Origin of the sequence: Geodermatophilus sp. CPCC 205761 (assembly GCF_051383655.1) — a bacterium.
Taxonomy (GTDB): Bacteria; Actinomycetota; Actinomycetes; order Mycobacteriales; family Geodermatophilaceae; genus Geodermatophilus.
On sequence record NZ_JALPKQ010000012.1, the window covers coordinates 15170 to 35568 of the forward strand.

20 protein-coding genes are annotated in these 20399 nt (G+C 76.0%); 6 read left to right on the forward strand and 14 right to left on the reverse strand.

The features are described 5' to 3' along the window. Window positions 1-10: 10 nt before the first annotated feature. From MY526_RS09375 to MY526_RS09390, 4 genes are read right to left on the reverse strand one after another with little or no spacing between them, the layout of a single operon-like run. Window positions 11-475, reverse strand: a complete 465-nt coding sequence (locus MY526_RS09375) for a (2Fe-2S)-binding protein (protein ID WP_436703766.1) — start codon at window positions 473-475, stop codon at window positions 11-13. Further along, window positions 475-1335, reverse strand: a complete 861-nt coding sequence (locus tag MY526_RS09380) for an FAD binding domain-containing protein (protein ID WP_436690394.1) — start codon at window positions 1333-1335, stop codon at window positions 475-477. Before MY526_RS09380 ends, MY526_RS09375 begins: the two co-directional genes overlap by 1 nt. Window positions 1336-1384: 49 nt before the next feature. Then, window positions 1385-1732, reverse strand: a complete 348-nt coding sequence (locus MY526_RS09385) for a cupin domain-containing protein (RefSeq protein ID WP_436690396.1) — start codon at window positions 1730-1732, stop codon at window positions 1385-1387. Between the two features lie 52 nt (window positions 1733-1784). Further along, the gene (locus MY526_RS09390) at window positions 1785-2630 is read right to left on the reverse strand and encodes an SDR family oxidoreductase (RefSeq protein ID WP_436690398.1); all 846 of its coding nucleotides are present in this window, start codon (window positions 2628-2630) and stop codon (window positions 1785-1787) included. Window positions 2631-2704: 74 nt separating this feature from the next. On the opposite strand from MY526_RS09390, the gene MY526_RS09395 reads away from it, so the two are divergent. Next, on the forward strand, window positions 2705-3715 hold the full coding sequence (locus MY526_RS09395; protein ID WP_436703767.1) for an iron-containing redox enzyme family protein: 1011 nt from the start codon (window positions 2705-2707) through the stop codon (window positions 3713-3715). Between the two features lie 97 nt (window positions 3716-3812). Beyond that, window positions 3813-5363 (forward strand): methyl-accepting chemotaxis protein, encoded by a 1551-nt coding sequence (locus MY526_RS09400; RefSeq protein WP_436703768.1) that lies wholly within the window; start codon window positions 3813-3815, stop codon window positions 5361-5363. 52 nt (window positions 5364-5415) lie between these two features. Here the strand turns inward: MY526_RS09400 and MY526_RS09405 are convergent, their stop codons facing one another. From MY526_RS09405 to MY526_RS09450, 10 genes are all read right to left on the reverse strand, one after another. Beyond that, the gene (locus MY526_RS09405) at window positions 5416-5733 is read right to left on the reverse strand and encodes a CDGSH iron-sulfur domain-containing protein (RefSeq protein WP_436690404.1); all 318 of its coding nucleotides are present in this window, start codon (window positions 5731-5733) and stop codon (window positions 5416-5418) included. Window positions 5734-5789: 56 nt separating this feature from the next. Beyond that, entirely contained in the window at window positions 5790-6596 is an 807-nt protein-coding gene (locus tag MY526_RS09410; protein WP_436703769.1) for an aquaporin, read from the reverse strand. 114 nt (window positions 6597-6710) lie between these two features. Further along, the gene (locus tag MY526_RS09415; protein WP_436703770.1) at window positions 6711-9818 is read right to left on the reverse strand and encodes a bifunctional [glutamine synthetase] adenylyltransferase/[glutamine synthetase]-adenylyl-L-tyrosine phosphorylase; all 3108 of its coding nucleotides are present in this window, start codon (window positions 9816-9818) and stop codon (window positions 6711-6713) included. A gap of 5 nt (window positions 9819-9823) precedes the next feature. Then, complete coding sequence (locus MY526_RS09420; protein ID WP_436690410.1) at window positions 9824-10555, reverse strand: type 1 glutamine amidotransferase; 732 nt, start codon at window positions 10553-10555, stop codon at window positions 9824-9826. Between the two features lie 113 nt (window positions 10556-10668). Next, window positions 10669-12009, reverse strand: coding sequence for a type I glutamate--ammonia ligase (gene glnA / locus MY526_RS09425; protein ID WP_436690412.1), 1341 nt, complete (start codon window positions 12007-12009; stop codon window positions 10669-10671). A 110-nt stretch (window positions 12010-12119) separates the two neighbouring features. After that, window positions 12120-13358, reverse strand: coding sequence for an NAD(P)/FAD-dependent oxidoreductase (locus tag MY526_RS09430; protein ID WP_436690414.1), 1239 nt, complete (start codon window positions 13356-13358; stop codon window positions 12120-12122). 18 nt (window positions 13359-13376) lie between these two features. Continuing rightward, the gene (folE, locus tag MY526_RS09435) at window positions 13377-14000 is read right to left on the reverse strand and encodes a GTP cyclohydrolase I FolE (protein ID WP_436703771.1); all 624 of its coding nucleotides are present in this window, start codon (window positions 13998-14000) and stop codon (window positions 13377-13379) included. Beyond that, window positions 13997-14425, reverse strand: a complete 429-nt coding sequence (locus tag MY526_RS09440; protein ID WP_436690418.1) for a hypothetical protein — start codon at window positions 14423-14425, stop codon at window positions 13997-13999. The genes folE and MY526_RS09440 overlap by 4 nt, the downstream gene beginning before the upstream one ends. 58 nt (window positions 14426-14483) lie before the next feature. Further along, on the reverse strand, window positions 14484-15191 hold the full coding sequence (locus MY526_RS09445) for a helix-turn-helix transcriptional regulator (RefSeq protein WP_436690420.1): 708 nt from the start codon (window positions 15189-15191) through the stop codon (window positions 14484-14486). A 49-nt stretch (window positions 15192-15240) separates the two neighbouring features. Continuing rightward, window positions 15241-17967 (reverse strand): ATP-binding protein, encoded by a 2727-nt coding sequence (locus tag MY526_RS09450; protein ID WP_436703772.1) that lies wholly within the window; start codon window positions 17965-17967, stop codon window positions 15241-15243. Window positions 17968-18201: 234 nt separating this feature from the next. Here MY526_RS09450 and MY526_RS09455 point away from each other — a divergent pair, with 234 nt between their 5' ends. The 4 genes from MY526_RS09455 (at window position 18202) to MY526_RS09470 (ending at window position 20336) form a co-directional block, all read left to right on the forward strand. Beyond that, the gene (locus MY526_RS09455; protein WP_436690424.1) at window positions 18202-18732 is read left to right on the forward strand and encodes a DinB family protein; all 531 of its coding nucleotides are present in this window, start codon (window positions 18202-18204) and stop codon (window positions 18730-18732) included. After that, a complete protein-coding gene (locus MY526_RS09460) occupies window positions 18729-19508 on the forward strand; it encodes an SDR family oxidoreductase (RefSeq protein ID WP_436690426.1) in 780 nt (259 codons plus the stop codon). The genes MY526_RS09455 and MY526_RS09460 overlap by 4 nt, the downstream gene beginning before the upstream one ends. Before the next feature lie 130 nt (window positions 19509-19638). Next, entirely contained in the window at window positions 19639-19872 is a 234-nt protein-coding gene (locus MY526_RS09465; RefSeq protein WP_436690428.1) for a heavy-metal-associated domain-containing protein, read from the forward strand. A 29-nt stretch (window positions 19873-19901) separates the two neighbouring features. Next, on the forward strand, window positions 19902-20336 hold the full coding sequence (locus MY526_RS09470) for a hypothetical protein (protein WP_436690430.1): 435 nt from the start codon (window positions 19902-19904) through the stop codon (window positions 20334-20336). The last annotated feature ends 63 nt before the right edge of the window (window positions 20337-20399 follow it).

Below are 20399 nucleotides of genomic sequence, written 5' to 3' on the forward strand. Positions count from 1 at the left end.
CTCCGGCCCCTCACGGCAGCCTCGAGGCGGCGAGCCGGACGGCGTCGAGGATCTTCTCGTAGCCGGTGCAGCGGCACAGGTTGCCGGCCAGCGCCTCGCGGATCTCCGGGTCCGACGGCTGCGGCACCCGCGCCAGCAGGTCGTGCGCGGCCACCACCAGCCCCGGGGTGCAGAAGCCGCACTGCACCGCGCCGGTCTCGACGAAGGCCTCCTGCACCGGGTGCAACGCGCCGCCCTCGGCCAGGCCCTCGACGGTGGTCACCTCCCGGTCGATCGCCTGCCCGGCGGCGACCAGGCAGGCGCACACCGGCTCGCCGTCGAGGTAGACCGTGCACGACCCGCACTCGCCCTGCTCGCAGGCGTTCTTCGCGCCGGGCAGACCGAGCCGCTCGCGCAGGACGTAGAGCAGGCTCTCCCCCGGCCAGACGTCGTCGACCTCGTGCCGGGTGCCGTTGACCGTGGTGGTGACGCGCATCAGGCCGCCTCTCTCAACTCGTCCCAGGCCCAGCCGGCGGCGCGCTGGGCCATGACCGCCAGGGAGTGCCGACGGTAGGCCGCGGTCCCCCGGACGTCGTCGATCGGCGACGCCGCCGCGGCGACCCGCCGCCCGAACTCCGCGGCCAGCCCGTCGGCCAACGGGCGACGCGACTCCCAGTCCAGCTCACCGGCGAGGAAGTCCTCGGCGTCGGGCGCCCGCCGAGGGGTGGGCGCGGCCGAGCCGATGCCGGTGCCCACGGCCCGCCGGTCCGGGTGCAGCGCGAGGGCGAACGCCGACACCGCGATGACCATGGCGTTGCGGGTGCCCACCTTGCAGAACTGCTGCGGCCCCGCCGCCGACGGCACCCGGACCGCGGCGATCAGCTCGTCGGGCTCGAGGGCGTTGCGCTTGACGCCGGTGAAGAACTCGGCGACCGGGATCCGCCGCACCCCGCGGGCCGCCGAGGCCACCTCGACCTCCGCGCCGGCGGCCAGCAGCGGGGGGTGCGCGTCGCCGGCCGGGGACGCCGACCCGAGGTTGCCCCCGACGGTGCCGCGCACCCGGATCTGCGGCGAGCCCACGGTGCGGGCGGCCATCGCCAGGCCGGGCAGCCGCGGCGCGAGCTCGTCGATCACCCGCGCGTACGGGACGCCGGCACCGAGGCGGACGACGTCGCCGTCCGTCGTCCACTCCCGCAGCTCGGGCACGCGGGTGAGGTCGAGCAGCGCGGCCGGACGGCGCCGGTCGAAGTTGAGGTCGACCATGACGTCGGTGCCGCCGGCGAGGGGCAGCGCGTCGGGACGCGCGGCCCGCGCCGCCAGGGCGTCCGCCCACGTCGTCGGCTGCAGGAAGTCCATGGCGGGACGATGCCAGCCCCGGCCCTCGCGCAGAAGGTGGACGCGCCCGTCAGGAGTCGCTCGGCCCCATGGACGCCGACACCTCGCGCGGGGTGTCCCGCGGCTCCTTGAGCTCGACGAAGAACGAGTGGGACGGCGTGCTGCCGATGTTCTCCCCGGCGTGCTCCTGGGCGCCGACCCAGCGGGCGGTGCCGGCGGTGAGCTGGACGTCCACCTCCCGCCCGCCGCCGTACAGCCGCCGGGAGAACGAGCTCACCGTGATCATGACGCTGTCGGGGTGCCGGTGCGGCTTGGTCCGGTACCCCGGCTCGTCGGTGTACTCGAGCACCCGGACGCGCTCGTTCTCGAAGACGACCCGGTACGCACCCGGGTCGGTGACGGTCGGGTCGTCGTCCATGGCCGCAACGTAGCCCCGCCGGGGGTGTCCCGACAGGGCAGGCGGGGGTTGCTCAGCGGGTGCGCTCGGCCACCAGCCGGGCGGTGACCGCGCGGATGCGGTCCACCCGGCGGGAGAGCACCCGGTCGAGCACCCGGTCCACGGGCGGCACCTCTCCGAGCCGGGCCAGGCCCATCCACCGGGGGACGGCGACCGTCCGGGACCACGGCGAGGTCAGGCAGCGGGCCACCTGCGCGGCGACCCGGTCGGCGTCGATCCCCGGGGAGAGCCGGCCGGGCGCCTCGGCGTCCGAGGCCGGCGGGGCGCCGTGCCCGCGGGCGAGCCACTCGGTCGACACCGGGCCGGGGTTGACCGTGTGCACCCGCACGCCGCGGGCGGTGACCTCCCGCCGCAGGCCCTTGACGAAGCCGTGCACCCCCGCCTTCGTCGCCGAGTACACCGTCAGCGGCGGCACCTGCGACCAGGCGGCGGCCGAGGCGATCGTGACGACGTCGGCCCGCCCGCGGTCGCGGGCCGCCGACAGCAGGTGCGGCAGCGCGAGCCGGGTCAGCTCGACCACCCCGGTCAGGTTGGCCGCCACCAGCCCCTCGACGACCTCGCCGGGCATGTCCTCCACCAGCCCGGCCCAGCCCAGCCCGGCGTTGAGGACGATGCCGTCGATCCGGCCGTGCGTGTCGAGGACCCCGTCGACCAGTCGCGCCCGGTCCGCGGCGTCGGCGACGTCGGCCACCACCCCGGTGACGCCGGGCAGCCCGGACAGCGCCTCGGCCAGCCGGTCGCTCCCCCGCGCGCAGGTGACCACCCGCGCCCCGGCGCGGGCCAGCCGGCCCACCGTGCTGCGGCCGATGCCGGCGCTGCCGCCGGTGACGAGGACGACGCGGTCGTGGACGGGAGCCATGGCATCCGTCCTACCCGCGGGTGACCTCGATCGCCCGCGCGCATGGAACAGCAGGTGGTGGGCATGGCCTCCTCATGCAGTTGCCCGAGCCCCGGGGGCCCCTCACCCACGCCCTCTGCGCCGACCTCGCCCGCGGCGCGCTGTCCGACGGCACGGTGGCCCTCGCCTCCCGGACGGTGGATGCCTCGCCCGACCCCCTCGCCGACGAGGACGTCCAGCTGGCGCTGGCGATCTGCTACGAGCTGCACTACCGCGGGTTCGACGGCGTCGACGACGCCTGGGAGTGGGACCCGGCGCTGCTGGCGCTGCGGGCGGCGCTGGAGCGCCGGCACACCGCGGCGCTGCGGGCACTGGTCGGCGGCCTCGAGGTCACCGACGAGCCGGTGGACCGGCAGCTGGGCGCGCTGATCGACGCCGACGACGGCCCGTCGCTGTCGTCCTACCTGTCGCGGTCGGGCACCCTGCAGCAGTGGCGGGAGTACCTGGCCCTGCGCTCGGTCTACCACCTCAAGGAAGGAGACCCGCACACCTTCGCCATCCCGCGGCTGTCCGGCCGGGCCAAGGCGGCCATGGTCGAGATCCAGGCCGACGAGTACGGCGGCGGAACCCCGGAGCGGATGCACAGCGAGCTGTTCGCGGGTCTGATGCGCGACCTCGGCCTGGACGCCACCTACGGCGCGCTCTGGGACGACGCGCCGGCCTGCGCGTTCGCGTCGGTCAACACCATGTCCCTGTTCGGGTTGCACCGGCGCTGGCGGGCCGCGGCGCTGGGGCACCTCACCGCCGTGGAGATGACCTCCTCCGAGCCCTCCCGCCGCTACTCGGCGGGACTGCGCCGGCTGGGCTTCGACGGGACGACCCGCGTCTTCTACGACGAGCACGTGGAGGCCGACGCCGTCCACGAGCAGATCGCGTCGGTCGACATGTGCGGCTCGCTGGTCGCCGAGGAGCCGGAGCTGACCGGCGACGTCCTGTTCGGCGCGGCCTGCTCCCTCGCCCTGGACGGGCTGACCGCCCGGCACCTGCTCGGCGCCTGGGAGGTCGGCCGCTCCGGCCTGCGCGGGGAGCGCCGGCCGGCCGCCTGACCCGGCGCTCGGCAGCGGCTCGGCTGCACATCGGTTGTGCGCTGCCGATGGTGTCCGGGACAGCTGTCTCGTCCCGGCCCCTCGGAGGACCCAGCCCATGTGGCGGCGCACCGACTCCCCTGACCCCACCTCCGCGCCGGCCCTCGCCGACATGCCTCGGGACGTCGAGGCCCTCGAGCGGGTGCTCGCGGTCCTCGACCAGGGCGTCACCAGCGAGCAGGACGCCCACGTCAAGGTGCTGACCGCGCTCGTCGAGGCGCTCGACATGACCTACGGCGCGGTCTGGCTGCCCACCGGCGACGGCGGCTTCCGGCTGCAGGCGCAGATGGGCGACCTGTCGCGGGCGATGTCGGCGCGCTGGCCGGCGGACGGCATGATGACCGACGGCTTCGGCGGGCAGGCGCTGCGGGAGAAGCGCGCGGTGCTCTGCGACAGCGCGAGCGACGCCGGCCGGTGCCTGCGCTGGGCCACCGCCGCCGCGGCCGGCGCGCAACAGGGCTGCTTCCTCCCCGTCGTCGAGGACGGCCGGGTGGTCGCCGTCCAGGAGTACTACACGCGCGGCAGCCTGCCGTTCTTCGGCGGGCGGGCGGAGAAGTGGAAGGCCATCTCCCGCGTGGCCGCGCACGCCCGCCGGCAGGCGCTGTCGGCCGCGCTGCTCAAGGAGACCCTCGACGACCGCGAGGCGGTGACCGTCGTCGTCAGCAAGGTCGGCGAGGCGCGCGACGAGGCCTCGGCGCTGCGGACGGCGCTGGAGACGGTGCGGACCGCCTTCGGGTGGGCGTACGGCTCGTTCTGGGCCCTGGACGACGACGCCCAGGTGCTGCGGTTCGCCGTCGAGTCCGGCTCGGCCGGCGAGGAGTTCCGCAAGGTCACCCTGAGCGCCAGCTTCGCCGAGGGCGTCGGCCTGTCGGGCCGGGCCTGGCGGGCCCGCGACCTGGTCTTCGTCCGGGACCTCGCCGAGGTCACCGACTGCGTCCGCGCCCCCGCCGCGCAGCGCGCCGGCGTCCGCTCGGGTGTCTGCTTCCCGGTCACGGCGGAGGGCCGCGTCATCGGGACGATGGACTTCTTCACGACCGAGACGATCGAACTGTCGGAGTCCCGCGCCTCGGCGCTGCGGAACGTGCAGCAGCTGCTCTCCCAGCGCCTGGACATCCTGCGCCGCGCCGAGGCCGACGCGGCCAACTCCCGGGCGCTGCTGGAGACCGTCGCCCGGCTGCGCGACGCCGCCGCGGACGCCGGCCGGGTGGCCGAGAGCGCCGTCGGCAAGGCCTCGTCGATGACCGCGGAGGTGGAGGCCCTGGGCCGCGCCTCGGCGTCGGTCAGCGACGTCATCCGGATCATCTCCTCGATCGCCGACCAGACCAACCTGCTGGCCCTGAACGCGACCATCGAGGCCGCCCGCGCCGGGGAGCTCGGCCGCGGGTTCGCGGTCGTCGCCGGGGAGGTGAAGGACCTCGCCCGGGAGACCGCGTCGGCCACCCAGCGGGTCGCCACCCAGATCACCGGCATCCAGTCCAGCACCAGCTCGGTGTCGGCCGGGATCCACGCGACCAGCGAGGTGATCGGTCAGCTCGACGCCGTCCAGACGCGGATCGGCGAGGTGCTGGAGGAGCAGGAGCGGATGGCGAAGGCCTTCGAGGGCCGCTAGACCCCTGCAGGGTCCCGCGCGGGCCTGAGAGCGGTGAGGGCAGGAGGTCCTCCTACTGCCCCGGCCGGCCGTCGCGCACGATGCGGGCGGCCGGCCGGGGACGGCTCGGCGCGCTCGGCGCCGAGAACCCGGCCCGCTTGTGCGTGCCGTCGCAGAACGGCTTGATCCCCGACCGCCCGCACCGGCACAGCGCCACGGTGTCCCGGCCGGGGTCGATCTCCGCGCCGTCCTGGTCGAGCAGCCGGAAGTCGCCGCGGACGATCAGCGGACCGTCGCGGTACGGGGTGATCGTCGCGCCGCCGTCCCCGCTGGGGGCCGCCGCCGCGTCGTCGTCGTGCGGCTCGGTCCGAGGGGACAGGTGTCGCGTCACGCTCCTCCCCTGCCCCGGCCGGCCGCCGGGCACACGCGGCGGCCCCGAACGGGTGGTCAGCGCCGCGGCTCGCGCGCGGTCACCTCGCGGCCGGCGGGCTCGCGCGGCGTGGGGGTGTCGGCGGGCAGCTCCGCGCCCGTCCGGTCGACCGGCGCCGCTCCGGTGGTCAGGGCCTCCTCCGGCACGAGCGGCACGGTGAGGGCCCGGGCGACGAGCACCGCCACGGCGGCGCCGACCAGAGGGGCGACGAGGAACAGCCACACGTGGGCCAGCGGCTCGCCTCCCGCGAACAGCGCCGGTCCGAGCGAGCGCGCCGGGTTCACCGACGTGCCGGTGAGCGGGATGCCGAACAGGTGGACGGCGGCCAGCGTCAGCCCGATGGCCAGACCGGCGAACCCCGGTGCGGCCGCCTTCGCGGTGACCAGCAGGATCACGAACACCAGCACCAGGGTCAGCAGCGCCTCGAGCAGGAACGCCCCGCCCATGCTGATCGCCGAGCCCCAGTCGTTGCTGCCCAGCGTGCCGGTCTGGTCGGTGACTCCCCCGAAGGAGCTGACCATGAGCTGCAGCAGCGCCGCGCCGGCGATGCCTCCGGCGAACTGCGCGACCCAGTAGCCGACCGCCTCCGGCAGCGTCATCCCGCGGGAGAGCAGGACGCCCAGGGTGACCGCCGGGTTGATGTGGCAGCCGGAGACCGGGCCGATCGCGTAGGCGAGCGCGAGCAGCACCAGGCCGAAGGCCAGCGCGACACCCAGCGGCCCGAGCCGGTCGATGCCCGCGACGGCGGAGCCGACCGCCAGGAAGACCAGCAGCGCGGTGCCGAGGAACTCCGCGACCAGGGAGCGGGACAGGGTGGCGGACACGGGCACTCCTCCGCACGGCCGCAACCGCTCCCCGAGCCGCTGTCCACGGCTGCGGTACGGACGGCGCCGAGGCTGCTCCGGGGGCGGCGCGACACGCCAGGGACCTTCGTCCGCTCAGCCGCCGCCCGGCTGCCCGTAGAAGACCTGCTCGACGACCCACCGGGCCTGCCGGGTGGTCCGGCCGTACTCGTCGAGGAACCGGCCGGGGTCGGTGTCGGGCCCGTAGCCGCTCGCACGGGCCACGCCGGCCAGCTCGGTCCCCGGCCGGGGCAGCTGGTCGCTGGGGCGGCCGCGGACGAGGAAGACGGCGTTGCGCGCGCGGGTGGCCAGCTGCCATGCCGTCCGCAGGGCGTCGGCCTGCTCGGCGTCGAGCAGCCCGGCCTCGTGCAGGGCGTCGAGGCCGGCTCCCGTCGAGGTCACCCGCAGCGCCGGCACCGCGGCGGCGTGCTGCAGCTGCAGCAGCTGGACGGTCCACTCGACATCGGCCAGCCCGCCGCGGCCGAGCTTGGTGTGAGTGGTCGGGTCGGCGCCGCGGGGCAGTCGCTCCCGCTCCACCCGGGCCTTGATCCGGCGGATCTCGGCGACCTGCTCGGCGCTGAGCCCCTCGTCCGGGTACCGGATGGGGTCGACCAGCTCGATGAACGCCCGTCCGAGGGCCTCGTCCCCGGCGACCGGGACCGCCCGCAGCAGCGCCTGCACCTCCCACACCGACATCCAGCGCTCGTAGTACTCGCGGTAGGAGTCCAGGCTGCGCACCAGCGCGCCCTGCCGGCCCTCGGGCCGCAGGTCGGCGTCCACCTCGAACGCCGGGTCGGGGGCCGGCTCGCCGAGCAGCCGGCGCAGCGTGTGCGCGATCGCGTTCGCCGCCGCGGTCGCCTTCCCCTCCTCGGCCCCCGCCCGCGGCCGGTGCACGAACAGCACGTCGGCGTCCGAGCCGTAGCCCATCTCGCCGCCGCCGAGCCGCCCCATGCCGATGACGGTGACGTCGGTGGGGAGCGCGGCCGGCTCGATCCCCGCCTCCGCGGCGTGCGCCCGGACGGCGGCGTCCAGCCCCACCTGCAGGGTGGCGACGGCGATGTCGGTGAGCGCCCGCCCGACCTGGTCGACGTCGAGCAGGCCGAGCAGGTCGGCCGCGGCGACGCGCAGCAGCTCGTGCCGGCGCAGGCCGCGCAGCACCCGGACGCCGTCCTGCGGGTCGGCGGCCCGCGCCGAGGCCTGCCGCCAGGCACCGGCCAGCGCGGCCGCGCTGCGCGGCTCCAGCTCGGCGTCGTCGGCGAGGATGCGCAGCGCCTCGGGCGTGCGGGTGAGCAGCGCGGCGATGTACTGGCTGGACCCGAGCAGCTGGGCCAGCCGCTCGGCGACCTGCCCCTCGTCGCGGAGCAGTCGCAGGTACCACTGGTTGCCGCCGAGCGCCTCGCTGACCGTGCGGTAGGCCAGCAGCCCGGCGTCGGGGTCGGCGCAGTCGGCGAGGGTCTGCAGCACCACCGGCAGGAGGTACTTCTGCATCGACGCCGAGCGGGAGACGCCGCCGGTGAGCGCACCCATGTGCCGCAGCGCGCCGTCGGGGTCGGCGAAGCCCAGGGCGCGCAGCCAGTCGCCGGCCGCCTTCGAGCCCAGCTGCGCGGCCTCCCCGGGCACCCGGGCCACCGCCGACAGCAGCGGCCGGTAGAAGAGCTTCTCGTGCAGCCGGCGCACCTCGCGGGTGTGCAGGTTCAGCTCGGCGTCCAGGACATCGACGGCCTCGCCCCGGTGGTCGGGCTTGTAGCCCAGCGAGCGGGCCAGCCAGCGCAGCTGCTGCTCGTCGGTGGGCAGCAGGTGGGTGCGCCGCAGCCGCAGCAGCTGCAGCCGGTGCTCCACGGTGCGCAGGAACCGGTAGGAGGCGATGAGCGTGGCGGCGTCGTCCCGGCCGATGTAGCCGCCGGCCGACAGCGCCATGAGGGCCGGCACGGTGCCCCCCACCCGCAGCGAGTGGTCCACCCGGCCGTGCACGAGCTGCAGCAGCTGGACGGCGAACTCGACGTCGCGCAGGCCGCCGCGGCCGAGCTTGAGCTCCCGCTCGGCCTGGGCGGGCGGGATGTTGTCCAGCACCCGGCGGCGCATCGCCTGCACCTCGGCGACGAACCCCGGGCGGTCGCCGGCCTTCCAGACCAGCGGCCAGAGCTCCTCGACGTACGCGCGCCCCAGGTCGGGGTCCCCGGCGACCGGGCGCATCTTCAGCAGCGCCTGGAACTCCCAGGTGCTCGCCCACTGCCGGTAGTAGGCGGCGTGCCCGGCCACGGTGCGCACCAGCGCGCCGGCCTTGCCCTCGGGTCGCAGCGCGGCGTCGACCTCCCAGGCCGCCTCCCGGCAGATCCGCATGAGCGCGGCGGCGACCCGGGTGGCGCTCTTGACCGCGGGCGCCTCCGCCTCGGTCGGGTCCACCGGCTCGGCCACGAAGACGACGTCGACGTCGCTGACGTAGTTGAGCTCGCGGCCGCCGGTCTTGCCCAGCGCGATGACCGCCAGCCGGCAGGCCGCGGCGTCGGCCGGCTGCTCGGCGACGGCCAGCGCCAGCCCGGCGGTGAGGACGGCGGCGGCGACGTCGGCCAGCTCGGCGGCGACGTCGTCGGCGGGCCGGCTCTCGCCCAGGTCGCGGCCGGCGAGGGAGAGGATCGCCCGGCGGTAGGCCAGCCGCAGGGCGCCCACCCGCTGCGGGCTCGCGTCGGGAGCGGCCTTGCCCAGGCGCACGCCCCACGGCGGGTCGTCGGGATCGGCGCCGACGGCGATGAGCATCTGCCGCTCCAGCGACTGCGCGGTGGGCCGCGTGGGCCCGCGGGTGTCGCCCTCGCCGTCCAGGACGGTCCAGTCACCGGGGTGGGCGGCGAGGTGGTCGGCCAGGCCCGAGCTGGCGCCGAGGACGGCGAGCAGCCGGGCCCGTAGCAGCGCCGATCCGCGCAGCCGGGCCAGCAGCGTGGCGGCCGACCCGCCGGTCGGGTCGTCGCGGTCGAGGGACTCGACCAGCCGGCGCAGCGAGCGCACCGCCAGGTCGGGGTCGCCGGTGCGGGCCAGCGCGGAGACGACCGGCCCCGCCTCGGGGTCGGCCGGCTCGTTGCGGTCGAGGTCCCACAGCCCCATCTGCGGCTCGGACAGCAGCTGGGCGGCTCGCTCGCCGTCGTGGAAGCCGAACCGCACCAGCCGGACCACCGCCCGGCGGGGGATCTCCGTCGCGTCGCTCGTCGTCACGCCGGTCAGGCCGCCGCTCGGGCGCGGCTGCGCACCAGGTCGGCGAAGCGGGCGGCGAACGGCGCCCACACCTCCTCGAGGTCCGGGTGGACCGCGGCCGCGCGGGCGCAGATCGTCTCCCGGTCGAACGGGCTGGCGGCCACACCCACGGTGTCCCGCTCGGCCCACTCCTCGACGATCTCCGGCGTCGTCTCGATGTGGAACTGCAGGCCGTAGACGTGCTGACCCACCCTGAAGGCCTGGTGCGCGTACATCGGGCTGCTCGCCAGCAGGGTGGCGCCGGTCGGCAGCTCGGCGATCTCGTCGTGGTGGAACTGGATCACGTCGGGGCTCAGCGGCAGCGGGCGGAACAGCGGGTCACGGTCCGCGGCGTCGCGCTTGGCGACCAGCAGTGCGCCGACCTCCGGGCCGTCGATCCCCTTCCGCACCCGGCCGCCGCCGACCTCGGCGAGCAGCTGGGCGCCGAGGCAGACCGCCAGGGTGGGGACGTCGTCGCGCAGCGCATCGGCGAGCAGCCGGCGCACCCCGGCCAGCTCCGGGCTGGTCTGCTCGTCGTCCATCGCCGACTGCGGGCCGCCGAGGACGAGCACCCCGTCGAACCCGTCGAGCGTCGCCGGGAGGTCGTCGCCGTCGCCGAGGTGCCGCTCGTCGAGGTCCAGCCCGGCCTGGGCCAGCCACTCCCCGAGGCGGGCCGGCGGATCGGTCTCGTGGGGGACGACGACGAGCAGGCGGGCCACCCGACGAGCGTAGTTGTCGCCGTCCTGCGGCCCCTCCTCCTCCCGTCGGTTTCCGCGGAAACCGACGGGACGAGCGCCGACGATTTCCCCGGAGACCGACGGGGCGCCGGGCGCTACAGGCCGGGGAGGTAGCGGGTCAGCTCCCACGGGGTGACGTTCTGCCGGTAGGCGTTGAACTCCGCCCACTTGTTCCGCAGGAAGAACTGGAACACGTGCTCGCCGAGCGTCTCGGCGACCAGCTCGCTGCTCTGCATCGCGGTGAGCGCCTCGCCGAGGGAGACCGGGAGGTCCTCGTAGCCGGCGGCCCGCCGCTCGGTGTCGGTCAGCGACCAGACGTCGTCCTCCGCCTCCGGCGGCAGCTCGTAGCCCTTCTCGATGCCGCGCAGTCCGGCGGAGAGCAGGACGGCGAAGGTCAGGTACGGGTTGCACGCGGAGTCCGGCGAGCGCACCTCGACCCGCGCGGACTGCGCCTTGCTCGGCTTGTACGAGGGCAGCCGCACGAGCGCCGAGCGGTTGGCCCGGCCCCAGGTGGCCGCCGTCGGGGCCTCGGTGCCGGCCAGCAGCCGCCGGTAGGAGTTCACCGTCTGGTTGGTGACGGCGGTGAACTCCTTGGCGTGGACGAGGAGGCCCGCGATGAACTGCCGGGCGGTCGCCGACAGCTTCATCGGGTCGGCCGGGTCGTGGAAGGCGTTGCGGTCGCCCTCGAACAGCGACAGGTGCGTGTGCATCGCCGAGCCGGCCAGGTCGGTGAACGGCTTGGGCATGAAGGTGGCGTGCACGCCCTGGGCCAGCGCGACCTCACGGACGATGTGCCGCAGCGTCATGATGTTGTCGGCCATCGACAGCGCGTCGGCGTAGCGCAGGTCGATCTCCTGCTGGCCGGGGGCCACCTCGTGGTGGCTGAACTCCACCGAGATGCCCATGGCCTCCAGCGCGAAGACCGCCTCGCGCCGGAAGTCGTGCGCGACGTCGTGCGTGGACAGGTCGAAGTAGCCGCCGGTGTCGGCCGGCTCGGGGACGCTGCCGTCGGTCGGCAGGTTCTTCAGCAGGAAGAACTCGACCTCGGGGTGGGTGTAGAAGGTGAAGCCCATGTCGGCGGCCCTCGACAGCGTCCGGCGCAGCACGTGCCGGGGGTCGGCCCACGACGGCGACCCGTCGGGCAGCGTGAGGTCGCAGAACATCCGCGCGGTGTCGCTGGACCGCCCCTCAGCGGCGGGCATCACCTGGAAGGTGGCGGGGTCCGGCTTGGCCAGCATGTCCGACTCGTACACGCGGGCGAAGCCCTCGATCGCCGACCCGTCGAAGCCGATGCCCTCGGCGAAGGCGGCCTCGATCTCGGCCGGCGCGACGGCCACCGCCTTCAGGTAGCCGGAGACGTCGGTGAACCACAGCCGCACGAAGCGGATGTCGCGCTCTTCGAGGGTGCGCAGGACGAACTCCTGCTGTCGGTCCATGCTCGGCATGATCGCGTCCAGTCGTTTCCGGGGTGTGACGTCGTCCCCAGCCTGCCCGCTCGGGACGACCGGCACACGGGGGGCCTGCCCGGATTCGTTCCGTGTCGCGGTCAGCCGGTCGCCGCGGCCACCTGGTCCAGCGGCACGTCGAGGTCGGCCAGCCGCGCCGGGTCCACGGGCCGGCCGGACCGGATGAGCTCCTGGATCGGCTCGGTGACGTCCCAGACGTTGACGTTCATGCCCGCCGTCACCCGCCCCTCGGCCAGCCAGAACGCCACGAAGGCGCCGCTGTCGGCGTCGCCCCGGCAGACCACGGTGTCCTCGGGGGAGGCGAGGCCGGAGTACTCCATGCCCCAGTCGTACTGGTCGGTGAAGAAGTACGGCACCCGCTCGTAGACGACGTCCCGGCCGAGCATCGACCGCGCGGCCGCCGGCCCGCCGTTCAGGGCGTTGGCCCAGTGCTCGACCCGCACGTGGCGGTCGTACAGCGGGTGGAACGACGCCGCCACGTCGCCCGCGGCGAACACGTCGGGTGCCGCCGTCGCCAGGGCCGAGTCGGTGACGACGCCGTTGTCGGTCGCGAGCCCGGCCGCCGCGGCGAGGTCGGTGTTCGGCGCCGCCCCCACACCGACGACGACGAGGTCGGCGGGCAGTCCGGCGTGCCCGTCGGTGACGACCGAGACCGTCCCGTCCCCGGCCGGCCGGATCTCGCGCACCGTCGTGGTGGTGAACAGGTCGACGCCGTGCTCCCGGTGCAGTCCCGCGAAGACGGCGCCCAGCTCCCGGCCCAGCACTCCGAACAGCGGGGCCGGCTGCGGCTCCAGGACGGTCACCTCGTTGCCGTAGGTGCTGGCGGCCGCGGCCACCTCCATGCCGATCCAGCCGGCGCCGACCACCACGACCCGGCGCCCGCCCTCGGCGAGATCGCTCCGCAGCCGGTCGGCGTCGGGGAGGGTGCGCAGGTACCGGATGGTGTCGAGGTCGGCGCCGGGGACCGGCAGCCGGCGCGGCGAGGACCCGGTGGCCAGCAGGAGCTTGCCGTAGGTCAGCGCTTCCCCCGTGTCGAGCTCCAGCCGGTGCCCGGCCGGGTCGAGCCGGGTGGCCCGGACGCCGGTGCGCAGCTCGACGTCGTGCTCGGCATACCACCCCTCGTCGTGGACGTAGGCCTTCTCCCGGGCCGCCGCACCCAGCAGGTACTGCTTGGACAGCGGCGGTCGCTCGTAGGGGCGCTCGCTCTCGGCGCCGACCAGCACGACCGGCCCGTCGAAGCCCTCCTCGCGCAGGGTCTCGGCGGCCTTGGCGCCGGCCAGCCCGGCGCCGACGATCACGAACGGGTTCGAGGCGGGCATGGTGACCTCCGGATCGGATCAGGCGGTGGTTCCGGTCAGGGCGAAGAACTCGGCGCGGGAGCGGGCGTCGTGCCGGAGGACGCCGTGCAGCGCGGAGGTGACGGTGCGGGCGCCGGGCGCGCGGACGCCGCGCAGCGACATGCACAGGTGCTCGGCCTCGACCACCACCCCGACCCCGCGCGGGGCGAGGTGCTCCTGCAGCCAGTCGGCGACCTGCTGGGTGAGCCGCTCCTGGACCTGCAGGTCGCGCGCGAAGAGCTCGAGGACCCGCGCCAGCTTGGACAGCCCGAGGATCCGGCCGGCCGGCAGGTAGCCGATGTGGGCCACCCCGGAGAACGGCAGCAGGTGGTGCTCGCACAGGGAGCGGACCGGGATGTCCTTGGCGATGACCAGCTCGTCGTAGCCCTCGTTGGCGAAGGTGGTCAGGTCGAGCGGCGGGCAGGTGAGCAGCTCGGCGAAGGACTCCGCCACCCGCCGCGGGGTCTCGGCCAGGTGCGGGGTGTCCGGGTCCCGCCCCAGGGCCCGCAGCAGCGCCGTCACGGCCTGTTGCGCCGCGGGGAGGTCGACGGCCTCGCGGGGCCGGACCACGTGCAGGTGGGTGGGCCGCTCCGCCGGGACGGCGGTCATGCCGGGGACGCTCATGCGCCGGCGTCCGCGTGGCGGGCGGGGGCGTAGCGGACCGCCAGCCGGGCCAGGGCCACGGCGCCGACGAGCAGGCCGAAGTCGCGGAGGGCGACGTCGTAGAACCCGGGGAAGGTCAGCAGGTTCACGATGATCCCGGCGAGCCAGGCCGCCACCAGCCAGCCGCCGAACCGCGGCGCCACCGCGACCACGACGCCGGCGAGCACCTCCACCACGCCGACGGCGTACATGGCCTGCTGGGCGGTGCCCGGCACGAGGTCGTCCACCCACGGGGCCAGGTAGGCCGGCCAGTCGGTGAGCAGGTTCGCGAACTTGTCCAGCCCGAAGGCGATCGGCGCCACGGTGAAGCCCGTGCGGAGCAGGAGGAACGCCTGCCGGGCAGGGTCGGCCGTGGTGGCCGGGGACCGGGTCACGTGGATCGTCATGGGGTTCTCCTTCTAAAACCAACACTGGTTAGAAGTAGAGACCTGGGTCACAGTCCTGTCAACCCCGGGCCGCGGCGTCCGCCCCGGGTTCGAGACGGACACAGCACCGGTCCGGCGCCGGGGCCAGGCGGGCCGCCCACCCCGTCCCCGGGACCGCCTCCAGCAGGCCCGCGAGCACCTGCAGGTTCATCCCGCACACCAGCTCGGTGTGCTCCCGCGCCAGCGCGTGGAACGGGCAGTTGGCGAGGGCGGTCGTGCCGTCCTCGGTGCGCGGCTCGAAGCCGGCGTCCTCCAGGACGCCGACCACGACCTCCCGGGCGGCCGCGCCGTCCTCGCCGGCGCGTGCGGCCGCGCCGAGCTCCCGGCCGCGGGCGCGGGCCCGCCGGCCGAGGACCACCCGCGGCGGCTCACCCGAGGCGTCGGCCTCCTCGAGCGCGCCGGCCAGGAGCTCGCCGGCGAGGTCGTACCGGCGCTCGGGCAGCGACACCGCGACCGAGCACTCCGCCCGCCGGTACAGCTTGGCCGGGCGGCCCGCCCCCGGCCCGGTGCGCCCCGACCGGCGCTCGAAGTGCGCCTCGAGCAGGCCGTCGGTGACGAGCTTGTCGAGGTGGAACGCCGTGGTGGCCCGGGGCAGCCCGAGCGCGCCGGCGGCCTCGTCGCGGCTCACCGGTGCCGGCTGGCGGACGACGTGGTCGTACAGCCGTCGCCGCGTCGGCTCGGCCAGCGTGGCGACCGCGGCCACCTGTGCGCTGCGGTCGGCGTCCATGCCGGCATTCTACGACTGACTCTCGTTGACGAAAGAGTGTCGGGCCTGCTCAGTCGAGCGCCAGGGCGGCCATCTCGGTGCGGCTGGCCACGCCCACCTTGGCGAAGACGTTGCGCAGGTGGAAGTCGATGGTGCGGGGGCTGAGGAACAGCTGGGCGGCGACGTCCCGGTTCGACAGGCCCTGGCGCACCAGTCGGACCACCTGCTGTTCCTGGGGGGTGAGCTCTGGCGCGGCCACGGCATCCCGGCGGCGGGCCGTCTCCCCCGAGGCGCGCAGCTCCTGCCGTGCCAGCTCCGCCCACGGCGCGGCGCCGAGGTCCTCGAACGCGGCGAGGGCCGCGCGCAGGTGCGGCCGGGCGTCCACCCGCCGCCGGGCCCGGCGCAGCGCGCGACCGTAGGCGAGCTGGGTGCGGGCCCGCGACGGCAGCCGCGGCGACTCCTCGTGCGCGGCCAGCGCCGCGCGGAAGTGTCCCTCGGCCTCCTCGCCCTCGGCGAGCACCGCCCGCCCGTGCGCGGCCACGGCCGCCGCCCAGGCCGCGCCGGTGCCCTCGGCGAAGGCGGTGAGGTCGGCGACCCGCTGCCGCGCGAGGTCGTCCCTGCCGGCCCGGACGGCCGCCTCCACCCGGTCCACCGCGGCCAGGTGCGCGACCGGCAGGGAGCCCAGCCGCTCCAGCGGTCGCAGTGCGGCGGCCGGGTCGGCGGCGTCGAGCAGCCCGCGGGCCCAGCGGGCCAGGTCGGTGACCAGCTCGGTGACGATGCCCAGGGCGGAGCTCGCCACGATGGCCTCGACCGCCGCCAGGTGCCGGGTCGCCCGGGCGGTCTCGCCGCGCAGCGCCGCGAGGACGGCGAGCACGGCGGTGGGCCAGGCGGCGAGCACCGGCTGCCCGGAGTTCTCGGCGAGGGTCAGCGCCTCGCCGGCCCCTGCGGCGGCCGCACTCCACCGCCCGGTGGCCAGCTCGGGGATGTTCCGGCGGGTCAGCGCGTGCACCGTCGTGACCAGGCCGCCGGTGTCGCGCGCGTGGTGCAGCAGCCGGTCCTGGAGCCGCAGCGCCACGTCGTCGTCACCGAGGAAGTAGGCCGCCACGCCGAGGTTGATCAGCACGTCCTCGTCGCGGACGCCGTCGATCCGGTCGGCAAGGTCCACGGCCGCCCGCAGGGACGCCGTCGAGCGCCGCCAGTCCCGGCGCGGCACCGCGGACAGGCCGTGGACCAGCGCGACCAGGCAGCGGTCGCGGTCGGGTGCGTCGGGTCCGGCGGGGGGCAGCAGCGCCGTGGGGTCGATCGGGCTGCCCGACCGGGCGCCGGACGCGGCCAGCGCGGCGCCGAGCAGCGCCAGGTCGCCGGCCTGCCGCCGGTCGTGCGGAGCGACCTCGGCGGCGGCCTCCAGCACCATCCGGTGCGCCTCGTCCTGGGAGGCGCCGTGGAACTCGAGGTGGGCCCGCAGCCGGCGCAGCTCGGCCCGCAGCCCCGGGTCGGCGGTGAGGGCCAGGCCCGCTTCGGCCAGCGCGCGTCCCCGCACCTGCTGGGCGGTCAGCCAGGCCGAGTGCGCGGCGCGGCACAGCCGCCGCGCCCGCTGCTCACCGGCAGGCGTCAGCTCCGCGGCGCGCTCCCACGCGGCGGACGCGGCCTCGTGCCCGCCCCGGGCCACGGCCCGCTCGGCGGCGGCGTCCAGCGCCGCGACCACGTCCTCGTCGGGCTCCTCCACCGACGCGGCCAGGTGCCAGGCCCGGCGGTCGGCGTCGTCGGGACCGGTCAGCGCCGCGGCCAGCGCGCGGTGCACCCGCCGCCGTCCGGAGCTGGTGGCCGCGCCGTAGACCGCGGACCGGACCAGCGGGTGGCGCAGCTCGACGGCCGCGCCCTCGACCCGCAGCAGCCCCGACCGCTCGGCCGCCTCCAGCCCGTCGTCGCCCACGCCCAGCCCCTGCGCCGCCTGCCGGACCACGGCCGCGCGGCCGGAGTCGTCTGCGGCCGCCACCAGCAGCAGCTGCTGCGCCTCGGCCGGCAGCCGGCGGCAGCGGTCGAGGAACGCCCGCTCCACACCGCCGGTGAGCGGCAGCCGCTCGGGCAGCGGTGCGGCGCCGGAGAGCTGCTCGGCGGTGAGTGCCTCGGCCAGTTCGACCAGTGCCAGGGGGTTGGCGCCGGTGCCGGCCAGCAGTGCGTCGCGGACCTCGGCCGGCACCGGCACCCCGGCGCGCTCGCTGAGCAGCGCGCCGGCCGCCTCGCGGTCGATGCCGCCCAGCTCGAGTGCCGGCAGGTCGCCGCTGTCGAAGCCCCGGACGTCACCGGTGCGGGCGGCGAAGAGCAGCGCGACCCGCTCGTTCTGCAGCCGCCGTGCGACGAACAGCAGGGCGGCCGCCGACGCGTCGTCCAGCCAGTGGGCGTCGTCGACCACGGCCAGCACCGGCGTCTGCTCGGCCGCCTCGGCCAGCACGCTCAGCGCGGCGAGGAAGACGAGGAACCGGTCGGCCTCGCCACCGGCCTGCTCGCCGAACGCGGTGCGCAGGGCATGGGCTTGCGGCGGGGGCAGCCGGTCGGCACAGGCCATGACCGGGCGCAGCAGCCGGTGCAGGGCGGCGAAGGCCAGCGGCGACTCCGACTCGATCCCCTGCGTGCGCAGCACCGTGTCGGCGGTCGCGCGGGCGACGGTGTCGGCCAGCAGCGCGGACTTGCCCACCCCGGGCTGGCCGCGCAGCACCAGGGCTCCGCCCCGGCCGGCGGCGGCGTCCTCGAGCAGCGCGGCGACGGCGGCCCGCTCCCGCTCCCGGCCCTGCAGCACGCGGACGAGCCTAGATCGCCCCTCCCGCGATGATCATGGGGTTGTCGCCGTCGGACACGCGGTGGTGGGGCGCGTCGTCGAGCAACAGTCCCATGATCATCGCGGCAGGGGGCGGTGCAGGGCGGTGCGGGCGCTGGAGGGCACGATCCTGCGCGGGGAGTGAGCGATCCCACACTTCCGCCCGGGGACAACGGCCCTGGCCCTCGCGACCGCGGTCGGCCAGGCTGCCGCGCCATGACAGCCGTACGTGACCTGGTGGGCGAGACCGCGGACACCCTGGCGCGCCAGCAGGCGCGCGTCGACCTCCTGGTGGCCCGCGCGTCCGCCACGGACCGGTGGGACGCGCGCCTGTCCGCCGCGGACCGCGCCCGCCTGGTCCGGATGGGCCACTTCCCGGAGTACGCCGCGGAACTGGACTGGACGCCGCGCGAGGTCGCCGGCCACCTGCGCGACAGCGCGCTGGTGTTCACCGAGCGCATCTACCGGCTGCGCACGGAGTCCGAGCCGCTGCTGGCCGACTTCGTCCCGCACGAGCCGGCCCGGGTCGCCGGCTACCGCGCCGTTCCGCCGGTACAGCTGGCCGAGCAGCTGCGGACGGCGCAGGCGGCGCTGTTCGGCAGCGTGGCGGACCTGGCGCCCGCCGACCTCGACAGCGCCGGGGTGCACGCCGTGGACGGCCCGGTCACGATCGCCGGCCTGCTGGCGTTCCTGCCCGGCCACCAGCGCGACCACGCCGACCAGCTGGCCGCCCTGCTGGGGAGGTGACCCGCCCGCTCGACGGTCGGGTCGCCCTCGTCACCGGCGCCAGCCGGCGCATCGCCATCGGCGCGGCGGTCGCCCGGCGCCTGGTCGCCGACGGAGCCGCGGTGCTCGTCCACTCGTGGTCCCCGCACGACGCCGAGCAGCCCTGGGGCGCGGACCCGGGCGGCGCGGAGGCCCTGGTCGCCGAGATGCGGGCGGCCGGCGGCCGGGTGGCGCACGTCGCCGCCGACCTGGCCGACGCCGCGGCACCGGCCCGGCTGGTCGACGCCGCCTGCCAGGAGTTCGGCCGGCTCGACGTCCTCGTCGCCAACCACGCGCGCAGCAGCGCCCAGTCCCTCGAGCAGGTGACCGCCGAGGAGCTCGACCTCACCTACGCGGTGAACACCCGGGCCACGCTGCTGCTGGTGCAGGCCCTCGCCGCCCGCCACGACGGCCGGCCCGGCGGGCGGGTCCTGACCTTCACCTCGGGGCAGTACGCCGGCGCGATGCCGGCGGAGCTGCCCTACATCGCCGCCAAGGCCGCCCTGCACCAGCTCACCCGGAGCCTCGCGGTGCACCTGATGCCCCGCGGGATCACCGTGAACTGCGTCGACCCCGGACCCAACGACACCGGCTACGCCGACGCGGACCTGCGCGCGCGGGTCGCCGGGGCCAACCCCGGGGGCCGGTGGAGCACCCCGGACGACACCGCCCGCCTCGTCGCCTGGCTGGTCGGTGACGAGGCCGCGTGGGTCACCGGGCAGGTCATCGCCTCGGACGGCGGCTGGTCGGCACGCTGACCGCGGGGGCAGAAGTGGCCACTTCGGCCCCTCCCCGGTGATCGACCTGGCGGTTTCCCCGGCGCGACAACCGGTGCCCTGACCGGAGTCTCGGATCGTCCGATCCACCCGACTCCCCCAGGAGCCCGCCGTGTTGACCAGCACCCCCCGCACGTTCATCGGGACGACGTCCTTCCAGGTCACCGGGATGACCTGCGCCCACTGCGAGCGTGCCGTCACCGAGGAGATCAGCCGCGTCGACGGCGTCCGCAGCGTCGCCGTCGACCTCGCCCGCGGCACCGTCACCGTCGCGGTCGACGCAGCCGTCGACCGCGCGGACATCGCCGCCGCCGTCGACGAGGCCGGCTACGCCCTCGTCCCCTGACCCGCCCCCTGCCCGGAGAGGAGCCACCCGTGTCCCCCCTGCACACCCCCGTCCACCCGTCCGACGCGCCGCACCGCTCGCGGCGCACCCGCAGGCTCGTCCTGCACTACCTGGAGATGGTCGTCGCGATGGCCGTCGGGATGGTCGCCCTGCACCCGGTGTGGCAGTTCGTCCTCGACGCCTTCGGCGCCGGCGCCGTCCTCGACCGCCCGGAGCCGATGGCCCTGGTGATGGCGACCAACATGACGATCGGGATGACCGCGGTCATGCGGTGGCGGCGGCACAGCTGGCGGGCGTGCGCCGAGATGGGCGCGGCGATGTACCTGCCGTTCGTCGTCCTCTTCGTCCCGATGTGGGCCGGCGTGCTGTCCACCGGCGGCCTGATGCTCTGGGGGCACGCGCTGATGCTGGTCGCGATGGCCGGCGTGATGGCGCTGCGCCCGTCCGAGTACGCGCACTGCTGACGGTCCGCGGGCGCCGTCCGGATCTAGCATGGAAACGCCGTCACGAGGGCGCCGCGGCCACGG

Bases quoted from the DNA above. Each gene is read 5' to 3' on its own strand.
- MY526_RS09375 (WP_436703766.1), bottom strand. From the start codon at position 475: ATGCGCGTCACCACCACGGTCAACGGCACCCGGCACGAGGTCGACGAC.
- MY526_RS09390 (WP_436690398.1), bottom strand. From the start codon at position 2,630: ATGGCTCCCGTCCACGACCGCGTCGTCCTCGTCACCGGCGGCAGCGCC.
- MY526_RS09440 (WP_436690418.1), bottom strand. From the start codon at position 14,425: ATGACGATCCACGTGACCCGGTCCCCGGCCACCACGGCCGACCCTGCC.
- MY526_RS09395 (WP_436703767.1), top strand. From the start codon at position 2,705: ATGCAGTTGCCCGAGCCCCGGGGGCCCCTCACCCACGCCCTCTGCGCC.
- MY526_RS09400 (WP_436703768.1), top strand. From the start codon at position 3,813: ATGTGGCGGCGCACCGACTCCCCTGACCCCACCTCCGCGCCGGCCCTC.
- glnA (WP_436690412.1), bottom strand. From the start codon at position 12,009: ATGGACCGACAGCAGGAGTTCGTCCTGCGCACCCTCGAAGAGCGCGAC.
- folE (WP_436703771.1), bottom strand. From the start codon at position 14,000: ATGAGCGTCCCCGGCATGACCGCCGTCCCGGCGGAGCGGCCCACCCAC.
- MY526_RS09455 (WP_436690424.1), top strand. From the start codon at position 18,202: ATGACAGCCGTACGTGACCTGGTGGGCGAGACCGCGGACACCCTGGCG.
- MY526_RS09385 (WP_436690396.1), bottom strand. From the start codon at position 1,732: ATGGACGACGACCCGACCGTCACCGACCCGGGTGCGTACCGGGTCGTC.
- MY526_RS09445 (WP_436690420.1), bottom strand. From the start codon at position 15,191: ATGGACGCCGACCGCAGCGCACAGGTGGCCGCGGTCGCCACGCTGGCC.
- MY526_RS09430 (WP_436690414.1), bottom strand. From the start codon at position 13,358: ATGCCCGCCTCGAACCCGTTCGTGATCGTCGGCGCCGGGCTGGCCGGC.
- MY526_RS09380 (WP_436690394.1), bottom strand. From the start codon at position 1,335: ATGGACTTCCTGCAGCCGACGACGTGGGCGGACGCCCTGGCGGCGCGG.